A 16,303-nucleotide genomic window follows, 5' to 3' on the forward strand; every position below is an offset into this window, starting at 1 on the left:
ATCTGATTATCGGCGTGGACTTTCAGAGCTGCAGGATCAGCGTTTTCAGCGGCGGCTGTTGATCCATCGATGGGAAATCGCTGCCCGGCGTCAGCACGCTCCACTCACGCACCGGGCGCCCGGCCTTCTCTGCGCAGCGCAAAACCTGCTCGCGCCAATCATCCATGCTGACTTTCGCCAGGTTGTTGCAGCAGATCAGCACGCCATTGTCGGCGGTGGTCAGCAGTGCCGGTTTGAGCAGGCTTTGATAGTCGCGCAACAAGTCGACCGTGCCGAAAGCACTCTTGGCCCAGGCCGGAGGATCAAGCAGCACCAGATCGTACTGACGCGGCTCCAGGCGTTGATAGCTCGGCAGTTTCTGCCCGCGACGCTGGCTGATCGGCAGACCGGCCAATTGACGAATCGCCGGGAAATAATCGGACTGGATGAATTCCATCGTCGGCAATTGCGGGTTGAGCAGACCGTTCTCGCGGCCGACAGCCAGATTGCCTTCGGCAAAGTCCAGGTTGCACACCTCGCTCGCACCACCCGCCGCGGCGCTGAGGCCGACGCCACAGGTATAGGCAAACAGGTTCAGCACACTTTTGTTCTTGCTGTGCGCCTTGACCCAGCCGCGAGCGTTGCGCAGATCGAGGAACAGCAACGGGTCCTGGCCAGCGTGGCGCCCGCGAACCCGGTAGTTCAGTCCCCATTCGTGGCCGACCAGATCTTGCAGGGCGGCTTCGTCGGCGCGGTAGACGGTGTCTTCGCGGTCGATGCGCGAGTTGCCACGGGAACGGTCGTTGTAGACCAGCAGGGTGTCGAGGCCCAGCTGCTGATTGACGAACTCGTGCAGTTGCAGCAGGGCGTCACGCTCCAGCGCCTGATGAAAACTCTGCACCAACAGTTGCGGACCATAGCGGTCGACGGTCAGGCCGCCAGCGCCTTCCTGGCTGCCGTGGAACAGGCGATAGCAATCGGTGCCTTGCTGATGCAGCTCGGCAAGCAGGTCCTGACGATGATCGAGGGCGGCGCGCAGCGCCTGATTCAAGGAAGACATGCTGAGCGCCTTGCAGGAGGGAATTGGGGGCGCGGGAGTTTAACAGCTTGGACGATGAAGAACCTGTACCTGTAGGAGCGAGGCTTGCCCGCGAAGACGGCGGCACAGTCAACATCAATGTCGCCTGACACGCCGCTTTCGCGGGTAAGCCTCGCTCCTACAGGAGGTGATGGCCAATGCACAACATGGGCTCATTGGTTCAGGCGTTGATCGATCAGCCCCTGCACCACGCTCGGGTCGGCGAGGGTGGAGGTGTCGCCCAGGCTGTCCAGTTCGTTGCAGGCAATCTTGCGCAGAATTCGTCGCATGATCTTGCCCGAACGGGTTTTCGGCAGGGCCGGAGCCCATTGGATCAAGTCCGGTTTGGCGAAGCTGCCGATTTCCTTGCTGACGTAAGCCAAGAGTTCTTTCTTCAATTCGTCGTCAGGTTCGACACCGTTCATGGGCGTGACGAAGGCGTAGATGCCTTGGCCTTTGACGTCGTGGGGGTAGCCGACCACGGCGGCCTCGGCAATGCTGTCATGCAGCACCAGCGCGCTTTCCACTTCGGCCGTGCCGATGCGGTGCCCGGAGACGTTGATCACATCATCGATGCGCCCGGTGATCCAGTAGTCGCCGTCCTCGTCGCGACGTGCGCCGTCGCCGGTGAAGTAATAGCCGGGGTAGGGCTTGAAGTAGGTTTCGATCATTCGTTTCGGATCGCCGTAGACGCTGCGGATCTGTGCCGGCCAGCTGGACTTGATGGCCAGTATGCCGCTGCCAGCGCCTTTGATTTCCTTGCCCTGTTCGTCGAGCAATACCGGTTGCACACCGAACATCGGTTGGGTGGCGCAACCGGGTTTGATCCGTTGAGTGCTGACCAGCGGGCTGAGCATGATGCCGCCAGTTTCGGTCTGCCACCAGGTATCGACAATCGGGCAGCGCTGCTCGCCGACCGTATTGAAATACCACTCCCAGGCTTCCGGGTTGATGGGTTCGCCGACGGTGCCGAGTAATCGCAGGCTCTCGCGGGACGTTTCCTTCAACGGCTCGGGGCCTTCACGCATCAGCGCGCGCAGGGCGGTTGGAGCGGTGTAGAAGATATTCACATGATGCTTGTCGATCACCTGCCAGAAGCGCGAAGTGCTGGGGTAGCTCGGCACGCCTTCGAAGATCAGCGTGGTCGCCCCGTTGGCCAGCGGCCCGTAGACGATGTAGCTGTGGCCGGTGACCCAACCGACATCGGCGGTGCACCAGAAAACTTCACCGTCGCGATAATCGAGTACGTACTTGAACGTCATGGCTGCTTGCAGCAAGTAGCCGCCGGTGGTGTGCAGCACGCCTTTGGGTTTACCGGTGCTACCGGAGGTGTAGAGGATGAACAGCGGATCTTCGGCATCCATCGGCTCCGCCGGGCAATCGTCATCGACATCGCGCAAAGCCTGGTGGTACCAGATGTCCCGATCATCGACCCAGTTGACCTGGTTTTGGGTGCGCTCAACCACGATCACAGTGTTCACGTCAGGGCAGCTTTGCAGCGCCGTGTCGACGTTCTGTTTGAGCGGTACGAATTTACCGCCGCGCACGCCTTCGTCGGCTGTGATCACGGTGCGGCAATCGGCGTCAAGGATCCGGTCACGCAGCGAGTCCGGGGAAAATCCACCGAACACCACCGAATGAATCGCGCCGATCCGCGCACAGGCGAGCATGGCGTAGGCGGCTTCGGGGATCATCGGCATGTAGATGCACACGCGGTCGCCTTTCTTCACGCCACGGCTTTTGAGCACGTTGGCCAGTCGACAGACGTTGTGATGGAGTTTTTTGTAGGTGATCTGGGCGGATTCAGCGGGGTCATCGCCTTCCCAGATAATCGCGATTTGATCGCCGCGCTTTTCCAGGTGACGGTCGATGCAGTTGTAACTGACGTTTAACTGTCCACCAGCGAACCAGCTTGCCTCACCGGTTTTCAGGTCGTAACGCTGGACGGTTTGCCACGGCGCGCTCCAGTCGAGAAAGCGTGTGGCCTGTTCGGCCCAGAAGGTGCTGGGATGCTCGATGGATTGGCGGTACAGGCGTTGGTAGTCGTCTTGACTTAACTGTGCAGCCCGGCGGACGGCATCGGCTTTGGGGAACGTGCTGATATCGAACATGACGGTTCCTTATTCTTGTTACGACAAGTAATAAAGATGCGCCGAGTGGGGAAAGGGTTCAATACCGAAAACACACACAAACCTGTAGGAGCAGAGCTTGCTCGCGAAGCAGGCGCCTCGGTGTATCAAATACACCGAGTCATCGTTCTTCGCGAGCAAGCTTCGCTCCTACAGGACTGACGTCAGATCATCCGCGATGACGACCGCGGAAGTAGTTGATCAAGCCTTGGGTGGAGGCATCGTCGGCCGGGGTTTCTTCGCTGCCGACCAGGCGGTTGTAGACGCCTTTGCCCAGCTCTTTACCCAGCTCCACGCCCCACTGGTCGAAGGCGTTGATGCCCCAGACCACGCTTTGCACGAAGACTTTGTGTTCGTACAGCGCCACCAGTGCGCCAAGACGACGCGGGCTGATGCGTTCGACCACCAGGGTGTTGCTCGGACGGTTGCCCGGGATCACCTTGTGTGCCGCCAGCTTCTGCACTTCATCTTCGCTCATGCCCTTGTCACGCAACTCGGCCTCGGCCTCGGCGCGGGTCTTGCCCAGCATCAGTGCCTGGCTTTGCGACAGGCAGTTGGCGTACAGCCACTGGTGGTGGTCGGACACCGGGTTGAAGCTGACGATCGGCACGATAAAGTCGGCCGGAATCAGCTGGGTGCCTTGGTGCAGCAACTGGTGATAAGCATGCTGACCGTTGCAGCCGACGCCGCCCCAGATCACCGGGCCGGTATCGGTGGACACTGGCGTGCCGTCCTGGCGCACGCTCTTGCCGTTGGATTCCATGTCCAGCTGTTGCAAATGTTTGGTGATGTTGCGCAGGTAGTGGTCGTACGGCAGGATCGCGTGGCTTTGCGCGCCCCAGAAGTTGCCATACCAGACACCGAGCAACGCCAGCAGCACCGGCATGTTCTGGTCGAATGGCGCGCTCTGGAAGTGCTGGTCCATGGTGTAGGCACCGGACAGCAGTTCCTTGAAGTTCGACATGCCGATGGCCAATGCAATCGGCAAACCGATAGCCGACCACAGCGAGTAACGCCCGCCAACCCAGTCCCACATCGGGAAGATATTTTCTTCGCGAATACCGAACGCTACCGCTGCCGCATTGTTGCTGGAAACGGCGATGAAGTGACGGTACAGCTCGGCTTCCGAACCACCCTGAGCCAGGTACCAGGCACGTGCGGCCTGGGCGTTTTTCAGGGTTTCGAGGGTGTTGAAGGATTTCGACGAGACGATGAACAGCGTGGTCTCGGCGCGCAGCTTCATGGTCAGTTCGTGGAATTCACTGCCGTCGATGTTCGCCAGATAATGGCAGCGCACGCCTTTCTGGGCGTAGGACAGCAGCGCTTCGGACACCAGCTCAGGGCCGAGGAACGAGCCACCGATGCCGATGTTCACCACGTCAGTGATCGGCTTCTCGGTGTAACCGCGCCACAGACCATCGTGGATGCGGCCCACGAGGTCGGTGATCTGGTTCAGCACCTTGTGCACATCGGGCATCACGTTGACGCCGTTGACCGACAGCTTGTCGCCCACCGGGCGGCGCAGTGCGGTGTGCAGGGCGGGACGGCCTTCGGAAGAGTTGACGATTTCGCCATCGAACAGCGCTTTGATCGCGCCCTGGAGGTCGACTTCGTTGGCCAGGCCCACCAGCAGGTTGCGGGTCTCGGCGTTGATCAGGTTTTTCGAGTAGTCGAGAAACAGGCCGCAGCTGCTGAGGGTGAATTGAGTAAAGCGCTGCGGATCGGCATTAAAGGCTTCGCGCATGCTGAAATCCTGCATGGCTTGGCGGTGGTCATTCAGCGCTTGCCAGGCGGGCAGAGCGGTAACGTCGTGGGGAGTGCGGTAGTACGCCATCGCTGCGGTTTTCCTTTTTACTTGAACGGCCTTTTGAACACTAAAAATCCCGGAGCGCTGTGGGTGGGCGTCCGGTCAACTGCGTCGACACGATTTCATGGCGCAGGGCGAATACAGTAAACCTCGCGCTGCAATCTGTCTTGACTTTGTCTGACCTGCTCCCGGTACTTTTTTAACATTTAAGCAGGGAGCGGTCCGACAAACGGAAGGTTGGCAGGGGGGCGGCTCGATCAGGCGACCTGAACCGGAATGGCATTGCTGGTGTGGCTCAGCTCGTTACCCGGCGCCATGTAGAGCATGCGCGGCTTGAAGTTGAGTAGCTCGGCTTCGCTGTAATGAGCGTAAGCACAGATGATCACGCGGTCGCCGACCTTGGCCTTGTGCGCCGCGGCACCGTTGACCGAAATCATGCGCGAACCTTCTTCGCCACGAATCGCGTAGGTGGTGAAGCGTTCGCCGTTGTCGATGTTGTAGATCTGGATCTGTTCGTACTCACGGATGCCGGACAGGTCCAGCCATTCGCCGTCGATGGCGCAGGAGCCTTCGTAATCGAGTACAGCATGGGTGACTTCGGCGCGATGCAGCTTGGCCTTGAGCATGATGGCGTGCATGAGTGTTTCCCCAGGTCGGAATCGAACGGCGGGCAGTTTGCCCGAAGGCATGAAGGGCGGCAATACGATGTGGAAATTGACGCAGGACCACTGTGGGAGCGGGCTTGCCCGCGATGGCGTACTGACAGTCAACATCTCTGTCGAGCTAAATCGCTATCGCGGGCAAGCCCGCTCCCACAGGGTTTGGTGGTGTTTATGCTGGCGCGTCGAGATTCAGATGCAGGTTGTCGATCAACCGAGTCGTGCCCAGGAACGCCGCCACCAGAATCACCAGATCCCGATCTTCCGCTGTCGCCGGACGCAAGGTCAGCGCATGGCGAATTTCCAGATAATCGGCACGCAGGCCAGCGGCTTCAAGCTGTTTGATCTGCTCATTGATCAAGGTCGGGTAATCCCGCTCGCCCTGTTTAATTGCATCGGCAATATGGGTCAGGGTGCGATAGACCACTGGCGCGACGGCCCGCTGTTCTTCGCTGAGGAAACCATTGCGCGACGACAGCGCCAGACCGTCGGCGGCACGTACGGTGGGTTCGCCGATGATCTGGATCGGCATGTTCAGGTCATGCACCAGGGCGCGAATCACTGCCAGTTGCTGGAAGTCTTTCTGGCCGAAGATCGCCAAGTCCGGCTGGACCATGTTGAACAGCTTGCTGACTACCGTCGCCACCCCTTCGAAATGCCCCGGACGGCTGGCGCCGCACAGGCCCTCGGACAGTTGCGGAACGCTGACGCGGGTCTGACCGGCCATGCCGTCGGGGTACATTTCTTCGACGCTCGGTGCGAACAACAGATGGCAACCGGCCTGGAGCAGTTTCTCCTGATCGGCGGCCAGGGTCCGTGGGTACTTGTCGAGGTCTTCGCCGGCGCCGAACTGCAGCGGGTTGACGAAAATGCTCGCGACCACGAAATCCACCCGTTGGGTGGCTTTGGTAATCAGCGCGATATGCCCGCTGTGCAGGTTGCCCATGGTCGGCACGAAGCCGATGCGCTTGCCTTCGCCACGGGCACGGGCCACGGCGGCCCGCAGTTCGCGTACGGTTTTTACGGTGTTCATGCAGAGAATCCGTGTTCGATGCCAGGGAAAGTCGCCGCTTTGACTTCAGCGACGTAAGCGCTCAAGGCGGTTTGAATGCTGGTTTGGCCAGTCATGAAGTTCTTCACGAATTTTGGCACGCGGCCGGTAATGGACAGGCCCAGCATGTCGTGCAGGACCAGCACCTGGCCGTCGGTGCCGCTGCCTGCGCCGATGCCGATCACCGGGATCTTCACCGCTTGGGTAATTTCTTCGGCCAGTTCGCTGGGCACGCATTCGAGCAGCAGCATGGCCGCGCCGGCCTGTTCCAGGGAGATGGCGTCGGCACGCATTTGCCGCGCCTGGTTCTCGTTGCGGCCCTGGACTTTATAGCCGCCGAGGATGTTGACCGATTGCGGTGTCAGCCCCATGTGCGCGCACACCGGGATGCCACGTTCGGCCAGCAGACGGATCGAGTCCGCGAGCCACAATGCGCCTTCAACCTTGACCATGTGCGCACCGGCCTGCATCAACAGGGCGCTGTTGATCATGGCTTGTTCGTTGGTGGCATAGGCCATGAAGGGCAGGTCGGCGAGGATCAGGGCATCGGCGTTGCCGCGTTTGACGGCTGCCACGTGGTAGGCCATTTCAGCGGTGGTCACCGGCAGGGTGCTGTCGTGACCTTGCAAGACCATGCCGAGTGAGTCGCCCACCAGCAGCACTTCAACCCCGGCCTCATTACAGGCATGGGCGAAGGTCGCGTCATAGCAGGTCAGCATGGTGATCTTTTCACCTTTCTGCTTGAGGCTCTGGAGCGTGGTCAGGGTGATGGCTGGCATGAAAAAAATCCTCATTACAGGCGCTATGGAAACTACTGCGAGTAACGCGCGTGATTCGTCATTTATACAGGCGCACCTTCTTTCGTGGTGCTTGTAAGGCCTGGATTGCGCCCTTTAGCGCCGCGTTGGCGGCAGCGGGACGCCTATAGTCGTGAGGAGAACCCGGGAAGTCAATTGTGTGTGTTACCGCATTGTTACGTGTGGGGTGTTACCGGGGTAACTGATGCGATTCAGCAGGTTTTTGCTGCTGCAAATCTTTGATACGACAAAAACCCCTGTGGGAGCGGGCTTGCCCGCGATAGCGACTTTACATTCAACATCAATGTTGACTGATAGTCCGCCATCGCGGGCAAGCTCGCTCCCACAGGGGTTTTTGTCAATTCGGGGAGAGGCGTTCCAACCCGACGAACGGGCAGGCGGCGAGCAATGCTGGGAGGGTGCGGCCATCGGCCAGGCGCAAATCAGCCGGTGCCAACTCCGCCAGCGGATAGAGCACAAAGGCCCGTTCCTGCAGGTGATAGTGGGGGACTTTGAGACGAGGTTCATCAATCAGTCGATCGCCGAACAGCACAATGTCCAGATCCAGCGTGCGCGGGCCCCAGCGTTCAAGACGCTCGCGGCCTTGGCCGTTCTCGATGGCTTGCAGCGCATCAAGCAGGTTCAGCGGCGCGAGACTGCTGTCGAGCGCAGCGACCGCGTTGGTATAGCGTGGTTGGCCGGGCAGCAGCGAGTCGCTTTGATAAAACCCGGAAACCCCGACCAGTTCGGTCTGCGGCAATTGCGCCAGCGCTTCGACAGCGCTGCGCAACTGTTCGGCGGGGTCAGCCAGATTGCTGCCCATGCCGATGTAGATGCGTTCCATGGCTTATTCGCCTGTAGCGCTCGGTGCGCCGGCAGCGCGTTTGCGCTTGGCACCGCCGCTGCGGCGACGTTTGCGTGGAGCGCCAGTACCTTCGTCCTTCCCGCTGAGGTCGCGGATCATGTCCCGTCGTTCGCTGTCGTTGGCGTCCTGATAGTCGGTCCACCATTCGCCCAGGCCATCGGTCTGCTCACCGGCGCTTTCGCGCAGCAACAGGAAATCGTAACCGGCGCGGAACCGCGGGTTGTCCAGCAACAGGTCGGCGCGTTTGCCGCTGCGCCGTGGCAGGCGCTCCTGCATGTCCCAGATCTCGCGGATCGGCATGGTGAAGCGTTTCGGAATGGCGATGCGCTGGCACTGTTCGGCGATCAACTCGTGAGCGGCTTCCTGCATCGCCGGAATCGGCGGCATGCCGCGTTCTTGCAGGCGCAACACACGGGCCGGCAGGGCAGGCCAGAGCAGGGCGGCAAACAGGAACGCCGGGGTGACCGGTTTGTTCTGCTTGATTCGCAGGTCCGTATTGATCAGCGCTTCACTGATCAGCGTGTGCGTGTAGGTCGGGTTGTATTCCAACGCTGTCGCACTGGCCGGGAACAGCGGATCAAACAGCTGCAGGTCGACCAGCATTTCGAAGGTGTCCGCGGCATGGCCGGAGAGGAACAGCTTGAGCACTTCTTCGAACAGACGAGCCGACGGGATCTCGCGCAGCAACGGCGCCAGTTCGCGGATAGGCGTGGCGCTGTGTTTTTCGATGCCGAAATTCAGTTTGGCGGCGAAACGCACGGCCCGCAGCATCCGCACCGGGTCTTCCTGGTAGCGTTGCTTCGGATCGCCGATCAGGCGGATCAGATGATTGCGGATGTCGTGTACGCCGTTGGCGTAGTCGAGAATGCGTTCGCTGACCGGATCGTAATACAAGGCGTTGATGGTGAAGTCGCGGCGTTGCGCATCTTCTTCCAGGGTGCCGTAGACGTTGTCGCGCAGAATGCGCCCGCTTTCATTACGAGACGATTGGTTGCTGTCTTCGTCTTCGTCGTTTTGCGGGTGATTGGCGCGGAAGGTCGCGACTTCAATGATTTCGCGGCCAAAGTGAATATGCACCAGTTTGAAACGCCGACCGATGATCCGCGCGTTACGGAATTCGGCGCGTACCTGTTCAGGCGTGGCGCTGGTGGCGACGTCGAAATCTTTCGGCGTGATGCCGAGCAGCATGTCACGCACGCAGCCGCCGACCAGGTAAGCCTGGTAACCGGCGTTCTGCAGGCGTTCGACGATATTCACCGCGTAACGGCTGAACTGTGCCTTTTGCAGCGAATGTTGGCCGCTGTTAAGCACTTCAGGCGTACTGCGAATGTGTTGCGTATGACGCTTGGGAGAACGGAATGACTGGAACAACTTCTTCAGCATGGGATGCACTGTTTGAAGGAATGTTCGGCCATAACGAAGAATGACCGCATGATGGGCGGGGATTCTAGCATTTAGTCGGGGGATGGTGTAGGAAGCTGCGCAAGCGCTTGAAGGGGATGTCTGGCGGACGCGATCTGTAGCAGCTGTCGAGCAGCGCGAGGCAGCGTTCGGCGGCGAAGCCGTCGTAAACCCAGAGACTACGGAGTGTCAGAAGAAAACTGCTTTTAGCATTTACGACTGCTTCGCAGCCGAACGCAGCCTCGCGCTGCTCGACAGCTGCTACAACACCGAACGCAGTAGCTGTTACAAAGGCTAAACGCCAGAAACCACAAGGGGAGCCGAAGCTCCCCAAGAAGTAGTTGCGTGCTCTATTTTTATTATTGGTTTCGGGCTTCTTGTTTTTGTTGAGCGCCCTCGCCATGAAGTTTTCCTTCATGACCCTCCCAATCGGGAGCCAAGAGCAAACGGATTGCTTTGGTCGCTGTGTTGCTGTGATCCTTCGATCCAACCAGTTCAGGCACTGTCTTGAGACAGTTTTTTATTGTTCTCGGCCTGGTCGTGGGGCAAGCCCCAAATGCAACGCCTCTCCAAAAGAATCAGTTAGCTACGCCTCTCGCCGTCTTGTTTTTATTGTGCGTGAGTCGATACGTCTTATTTTTATTGTCTTGTACATTGCTTGTTATTGTTCTTGTACCAAACATATAGCAGGGTGCGTGCCAACTTTTGTGAAGCCCAGTAAAACAAGGGGTTAGGCGGGCTAATGATGTTTTTCGGGGCCCAAAAAAACCGGGGCTTCGTTACCGTAAGCCCCGGCTTCTGTTACGTGAAAAAGCTGAGGTAACAGTTTTTTCACAATCTCATGTGTTACCCGCACATCCGACAGCGGTGGTTCAGCTCTCGCTCGCCACCCCGGTTTTGCGCCGCGGAATGCCCAGGCGCTGACGGCGTTCCCACAGGCATTTGCGACTGACCCCGAGTTTGCGGGCCAGTTCGGTCTCGGTCATGTGGTCTTGATGCTCGAGAACGAAGTGCTGGAAGTAGTCTTCCAGGGACAAATCTTCGGTCGGTTCGTGGCTGGTGTTACCGGCGCCGTTGCCCTGCTGGGGCGCCAGACCGATGAAGTCGTCGTCATCCAGATCGCTCAGTTCGATGTCGATGCCCAGCAGCTCTGCGGAAATCTCCGGGCTTTCGCACAGGATCACCGCGCGTTCGACCGCGTTTTCCAGCTCGCGAACGTTCCCCGGCCAGGAATAATGCCGAATCGCCTGTTCGGCATCGGTGGCGAATTTCAGATCGGTACGGCCAATCCGTGCGCTCTGCCGCGCGAGGAATGCCGTGGCGATTTCATTGACGTCCGCGCCGCGCTCACGCAAGGCCGGCAGTTTCAGGGCGATTACGTGAAGACGGTAATACAAGTCTTCACGGAACTGACCAATCTTCGCCAGGCTCTTGAGGTCTCGGTGCGTCGCGGCAATCAGGCGTACATCGACCTTCTGCGACTGCACCGAACCGACCCGGCGGATTTCGCCTTCCTGCAACACACGCAACAGGCGGGCCTGGGCTTCCAGTGGCAGTTCGCCGATTTCATCGAGAAACAAGGTGCCGCCGTCCGCTGCTTCCACCAACCCGGCACGCCCGGCACTGGCGCCGGTAAACGCGCCTTTTTCGTGGCCGAACAGTTCGGACTCGATCAGGCTTTCCGGAATGGCCGCGCAGTTCACCGAAATCATCGGCGCCTTGGCGCGTTTGGACAGGTTATGCAGGGCGCGTGCAACCAGTTCTTTACCGGTACCGGATTCGCCCTGGATCAGAACGTTGGAATCGGTCGGCGCGACTTTACGGATCTTGCTGTACAGGTCCTGCATCGGCGGACACGAGCCGATAATGCCGATTTCGCCGTTGCTGTTGTCGACACCGTTTTTCGCAGCGCCATTGCTCGTTTTACCGACGACCGGTTCACCGCTGGCTTGCGCCGATTGCCGGTCACGCAGGATTCGCGCGACGGCCTGAAGCATTTCGTCGTGATCGAAAGGCTTGGCGATGTAATCCACCGCGCCCATCTTCATTGAATCGACGGCCGAACGCAGGCTGGCGTAACTGGTCATGATCAGCACCGGAGTGCCCTGGCCAAGTTTGATCAACTCAGTACCAGGTGCGCCCGGAAGACGCAGGTCGCTGACGATCAGGTCAAATGTGGGGATGCTGAAACGCTCTTGTGCTTCCTGCACGGATCCGGCTTCGCTGACCTGGTACTGGTTACGTTCCAGCAGACGGCGCAAGGCGGAGCGGATAATTGTTTCGTCTTCGACGATCAAAATGTGCGGCATTGATTCGATACTCTCGACGGTCTCAGTTCACAGCGGACGTCGCTTCGACATGACGCGGCAAAGTCACCCGGATACGGGTGCCGCGTTGGCTTTGAACATCAGCCGGGCTGTCGATGGTGATTTGTCCATAATGCTCTTCAACGATGGAATAGACCAGTGCAAGGCCCAGACCGGTGCCTTCGCCAGGATCCTTGGTGGTGAAGAAAGGTTCGAACAGTCGGTCCATGATGCTCGAGGGAATACCACTGCCTTCGTCTTCGACGATCAGATCGACCGTGTGTTCGCCGGCTTCGCTTTTAACGCGCACCGCACTGCCCGCAGGTGAGGCGTCGCGGGCGTTTGAGAGCAGGTTGATCAATACCTGGGCGAGCCGCTGCGGGTCGCCTTCGACCCAGTGATCGGGGTCGCACAGGTTGTAGAACTGTACTTCGAAATTGCGCCGGTTCAAGGCCAGCAGGCCGATGGCATCCTGGGCCACTTCCGCCAGACAGACGGGCTCGTCAGTGTGCTGATAACTGCCGGCATGGGCGAAGCTCATCAGCGACTGAACGATGCGTGACACGCGTTTGGTCTGCTCGAGGATCTGCCCGCTGATTTCCGTGAGTTCGGCGTCTTCCTCGCGCTCTTCGCGCAAGTTTTGCGCGAGACAGGCAATACCGGTGATCGGGTTGCCGATTTCATGGGCCACGCCGGCCGCCAGTCGGCCAATGCTGGCCAGGCGCTCGGAGTGCACCAGTTTGTCTTCGAGCATCTGGGTTTCGGTCAAGTCTTCCACCAGCAGCACCAGGCCGCTGTTACCCGGCGCCAACGGTTCATCAATCGCCGCTTTGTGCAGGTTCAGCCAGCGAGTCTGGCCGTCGAGGGCCAAGTGCTGTTTGTGCAAATGCTCATCCGGCAGATTGATGAAGCCTTGCAGCAATTCTCTCCACGGGTCGGCAATGGTGCTCAGGCGCGAACCGACCACACGCTGCGCGGCAATCCCGGTCAGTTCCTCCATGGCTTTGTTCCACATGAGGATTTCCTGGTCCTTGGCCAGCGAGCACACGCCCATCGGCAATTCCTGCAAGGTCTGGCGGTGGTAGCGGCGCAGGGCATCGAGTTCGGCGGCAAGACCAGTGAGGCGTGAGTGGTAGTCCTCAAGGCGGCTTTCGATGAAGTGGATGTCTTCGGTGACGTAGTTTTCGCCGCCAGCCTTGTAGGGCAGGAAGGTTTCGACCATGTCTTGCGCCACGCTCGGCCCCATCAGGCCGGAGAGGTTGGCTTCGATACGATCACGCAGACGGCGCAAGGCGTATGGCCGGCGTTCATCGAACGGCAGGTAGAGGTCACGCAGCGCCTGTTCCACTTCTTTCTGCGCAGCCTTGGCGCCCAATGGTTTTGCAAGCTGTGTGGCAAATTCCTGGGGGGAGGCGGCATGCAGTTCGCGGCGTTGCGGGCGGCGAACGTTGTCCACCGCGCAGGCTTCGGCGGCGCTGGCCTCTTCGGGGCTGGCGTTGGTGAACAATGAGATCAGCGTAAACATCAGCACGTTGGCGGCCAGTGAGGCAATTGCTGCCATGTGCCAACTGGTGTCGTCCAGCACGTAAATCATGTTCAACAGTGGAATGTAGAAGCCTTGCAGATTGCCGACCAGCGGCAGCAGCATGGTCACCAGCCACACCAGAATTCCCGCCAGCAGGCCTGCAATGAAGCCGCGACGGTTGGCGGTCGGCCAGTACAACACCGACAACACCCCCGGCAGGAACTGCAACGTGGCGACGAAGGCGACGATGCCGAGGTTGGCCAAGTCTTGCTCTGCGCCCAGCATCAGGTAAAAACCGTAACCGGCCATGATGATCGCGACGATCAGCGCCCGGCGGGTCCATTTCAGCCAACGGTAAATATTGCCTTCGGCCGGCGGCTGATAGAGCGGCAGCACCAGATGGTTCAGCGCCATCCCGGACAACGCCAGCGTGGTGACGATGATCAGGCCGCTGGCCGCCGACAATCCGCCGATATACGCCAATAGCGCCAAGGCTTTGCTGTTGGCGGCGATGCCGATGCCCAGGGTGAAATATTCCGGATTGGTCGTGGCGCCGAGTTTCAGCCCGGCCCAGAGAATCAGCGGCACTGCGAGGCTCATCAACAGCAGAAACAACGGTAAACCCCAGCTCGCACTGACCAGCGAGCGCGGGTTGAGGTTTTCGGTAAAGGTCATGTGGTACATGTGCGGCATCACGATCGCCGAGGCAAAGAACACCAGCAGCAGCGTGCGCCACGGGCCTTCCTGCAATGGCGTGTGCAGGGCGGCGAGGGCGGTCTGGTTTTGCAGCAGCCACAGTTCCAGCTGTTGCGGGCCATCGAACACGCCATACAGCGCATACAGACCGACGCCGCCAATCGCGATCAGTTTGATCACCGACTCGAAGGCAATCGCAAACACCAGCCCTTCGTGTTTCTCGCGGGTAGCAATGTGGCGTGAGCCGAAGAAAATCGTGAACAGCGTAATCAGTGCGCAGAAGCTCAGGGCCACGCGATGCTGCACCGGCTCGCGGGTGAGGATGCTGATGGAGTCGGCCACCGCCTGAATCTGCAACGCCAGCAACGGCAACACGCCGATCAGCATGAAAATGGTCGTCAGGGCGCCGGCCCAGGTGCTGCGGAAACGAAACGCGAACAAGTCGGCCAGGGACGAGAGCTGATAAGTGCGGGTGATTTTCAGGATCGGGTACAAAAGCACCGGGGCCAGCAGAAACGCTCCGGAAACCCCGAGGTAGCTGGACAGAAATCCGTAACCGTACTGATAGGCCAGGCCCACCGTGCCGTAAAACGCCCAGGCACTGGCGTAGACGCCCAGCGACAGGGTGTACGTCAGCGGGTGGCGAATGATCGCCCGGGGGATCATGCCCCGTTCGCTGATCCAGGCCACACCGAACAGCACAGCCAGGTACGCGGCGCTGATCAGGATCATCTGGGTCAGGCTAAAGCTCATCGGCATCTTTTTGGCTCTGCAGGATGAAGGTCACGACAATCAGAATCAGCCAGAGCAAATAAGGGCGATACCAGGCGCCCGTGGCGTCGATCCACCAATCCATGATGGCCGGGGAGAACAGATAAATCCCCACTACCAGGAGCAGGACCAAGCGATAGATGTACATCCCGGCCTCTCTTTTTTATGCGCGTGCCCGAAAACGTGCGGCGATGGTAACGGATGGGCGCGCCACTGCAAGGCATCACTGCAGTTGCGCTTCGGGCAACGTCAGTGTGCGCGGGATCAGCGATGCATCCCAGTGGGCAATGCCCCAGTTCAGCACTTCCCGTGGCGTGGCGTCATTCAGTTCGGTCGCAGGTTTGTGCCCCAGCGCCCGTAATGCGCGCAGTAATAGCGGCGTGGCCTGATCTTCATCCAGCGGCGGCGAGCGATAGGATTTGCCCAGTTTGTGGCCGTCCGGCTGGGTAATCAGCGGGATGTGCAGGTAGCGCGGTTGCGGCAGGCCCAGCAGTTCTTGCAGATAGAGCTGGCGCGGCGTGGAGTCCAGCAAATCGGCGCCGCGCACGATATCGGTGATGCCTTGCCAGGCATCGTCCAGCACCACCGCCAATTGATAGGCGTAGAGCCCGTCGCGGCGGCGGATCACGAAATCTCCAACCTCCCGGCCCAGATGTTGACGGAACTCGCCCTGCACCCGATCGATGAAGTGGTATTCCAGTTCCGGTACCCGCAGGCGAATCGCCGCGTTCTCGGTGCCGTGCCCCGCGTTGCGGCAGAACCCGGGATAGATGCCGTGATAGGGCTCCAATTGCTTGCGTGAACAGGTACAAGCGTAGGCCAGGCCCTGATTGAACAGACGATTGATGACTTCGTCATAGGCAGCGTGCCGGTCGCTCTGTCGGACCATGTCGCCATCCCACTCGAAACCGTAACTTTCCAACGCTTTGAGAATCGCCGCCTGAGCGCCAGGCTCTTCCCGTGGCGGATCGAGATCTTCCATGCGCACCAGCCAGCGGCCGCCGACCGAGCGGGCGTCGAGGTAGGAGGCCAGCGCTGCGACTAGCGAACCGAAGTGCAAGTGGCCACTGGGCGTAGGAGCGAAACGTCCGATGTAGGTGGGGGAGGCGATGGCGGTCATAAGGGCGATGTCAGGCTGTTCAATCATTTTGGGCAAGGCTTGAAGCCGCCTTCGCGAGCAAGCTTCGCTCCTACAGGAAATTGCGCCAGCCTTTGTAGGAGCGAAGCTTGCTCGCGAAG

The 16,303-nt window shown here is 59.7% G+C and carries 13 protein-coding genes; all 13 read right to left on the reverse strand.

What is annotated here, in order from left to right:
- Positions 1 to 22 precede the first annotated feature (22 nt).
- The 13 genes from NHU87_RS11895 to gluQRS all read right to left on the reverse strand — a co-directional run bounded on the left by NHU87_RS11895 (position 23) and on the right by gluQRS (position 16,184).
- A complete protein-coding gene (locus NHU87_RS11895) occupies positions 23 to 1,039 on the reverse strand; it encodes a class I SAM-dependent rRNA methyltransferase (RefSeq protein ID WP_253548475.1) in 1,017 nt (338 codons plus the stop codon).
- A 191-nt stretch (positions 1,040 to 1,230) separates the two neighbouring features.
- A complete protein-coding gene (gene acs, locus NHU87_RS11900; protein ID WP_253548477.1) occupies positions 1,231 to 3,168 on the reverse strand; it encodes an acetate--CoA ligase in 1,938 nt (645 codons plus the stop codon).
- A 187-nt stretch (positions 3,169 to 3,355) separates the two neighbouring features.
- A complete protein-coding gene (pgi, locus tag NHU87_RS11905; protein ID WP_253548479.1) occupies positions 3,356 to 5,020 on the reverse strand; it encodes a glucose-6-phosphate isomerase in 1,665 nt (554 codons plus the stop codon).
- Positions 5,021 to 5,250: 230 nt separating this feature from the next.
- A complete protein-coding gene (gene panD / locus NHU87_RS11910) occupies positions 5,251 to 5,631 on the reverse strand; it encodes an aspartate 1-decarboxylase (RefSeq protein ID WP_008153310.1) in 381 nt (126 codons plus the stop codon).
- A gap of 193 nt (positions 5,632 to 5,824) precedes the next feature.
- Positions 5,825 to 6,685 (reverse strand): pantoate--beta-alanine ligase, encoded by an 861-nt coding sequence (gene panC / locus NHU87_RS11915; RefSeq protein ID WP_253548482.1) that lies wholly within the window; start codon positions 6,683 to 6,685, stop codon positions 5,825 to 5,827.
- A complete protein-coding gene (panB, locus tag NHU87_RS11920) occupies positions 6,682 to 7,482 on the reverse strand; it encodes a 3-methyl-2-oxobutanoate hydroxymethyltransferase (protein WP_253548483.1) in 801 nt (266 codons plus the stop codon). The genes panC and panB overlap by 4 nt, the downstream gene beginning before the upstream one ends.
- A gap of 376 nt (positions 7,483 to 7,858) precedes the next feature.
- On the reverse strand, positions 7,859 to 8,344 hold the full coding sequence (folK, locus tag NHU87_RS11925) for a 2-amino-4-hydroxy-6-hydroxymethyldihydropteridine diphosphokinase (protein WP_253548485.1): 486 nt from the start codon (positions 8,342 to 8,344) through the stop codon (positions 7,859 to 7,861).
- Between the two features lie 3 nt (positions 8,345 to 8,347).
- Positions 8,348 to 9,748, reverse strand: a complete 1,401-nt coding sequence (locus tag NHU87_RS11930) for a polynucleotide adenylyltransferase PcnB (protein ID WP_253548487.1) — start codon at positions 9,746 to 9,748, stop codon at positions 8,348 to 8,350.
- A 64-nt stretch (positions 9,749 to 9,812) separates the two neighbouring features.
- Positions 9,813 to 10,184 carry a hypothetical protein gene (locus tag NHU87_RS11935; protein WP_253548489.1) on the reverse strand — a complete coding sequence of 124 codons (372 nt, stop codon included), beginning with the start codon at positions 10,182 to 10,184 and terminating at the stop codon, positions 9,813 to 9,815.
- A 454-nt stretch (positions 10,185 to 10,638) separates the two neighbouring features.
- A complete protein-coding gene (locus NHU87_RS11940; protein WP_253548491.1) occupies positions 10,639 to 12,075 on the reverse strand; it encodes a sigma-54-dependent transcriptional regulator in 1,437 nt (478 codons plus the stop codon).
- A gap of 22 nt (positions 12,076 to 12,097) precedes the next feature.
- Positions 12,098 to 15,052 carry a sensor histidine kinase gene (locus NHU87_RS11945; RefSeq protein WP_253548493.1) on the reverse strand — a complete coding sequence of 985 codons (2,955 nt, stop codon included), beginning with the start codon at positions 15,050 to 15,052 and terminating at the stop codon, positions 12,098 to 12,100.
- Positions 15,036 to 15,212, reverse strand: coding sequence for a hypothetical protein (locus tag NHU87_RS11950; RefSeq protein ID WP_003176118.1), 177 nt, complete (start codon positions 15,210 to 15,212; stop codon positions 15,036 to 15,038). The genes NHU87_RS11945 and NHU87_RS11950 overlap by 17 nt, the downstream gene beginning before the upstream one ends.
- A 75-nt stretch (positions 15,213 to 15,287) precedes the next feature.
- Entirely contained in the window at positions 15,288 to 16,184 is an 897-nt protein-coding gene (gene gluQRS, locus NHU87_RS11955) for a tRNA glutamyl-Q(34) synthetase GluQRS (RefSeq protein ID WP_253548539.1), read from the reverse strand.
- Positions 16,185 to 16,303: the final 119 nt, after the last annotated feature.

It is taken from the genome of Pseudomonas mandelii (assembly GCF_024138395.1).
GTDB classification, from domain to species: Bacteria; Pseudomonadota; Gammaproteobacteria; order Pseudomonadales; family Pseudomonadaceae; genus Aquipseudomonas; species Aquipseudomonas mandelii_E.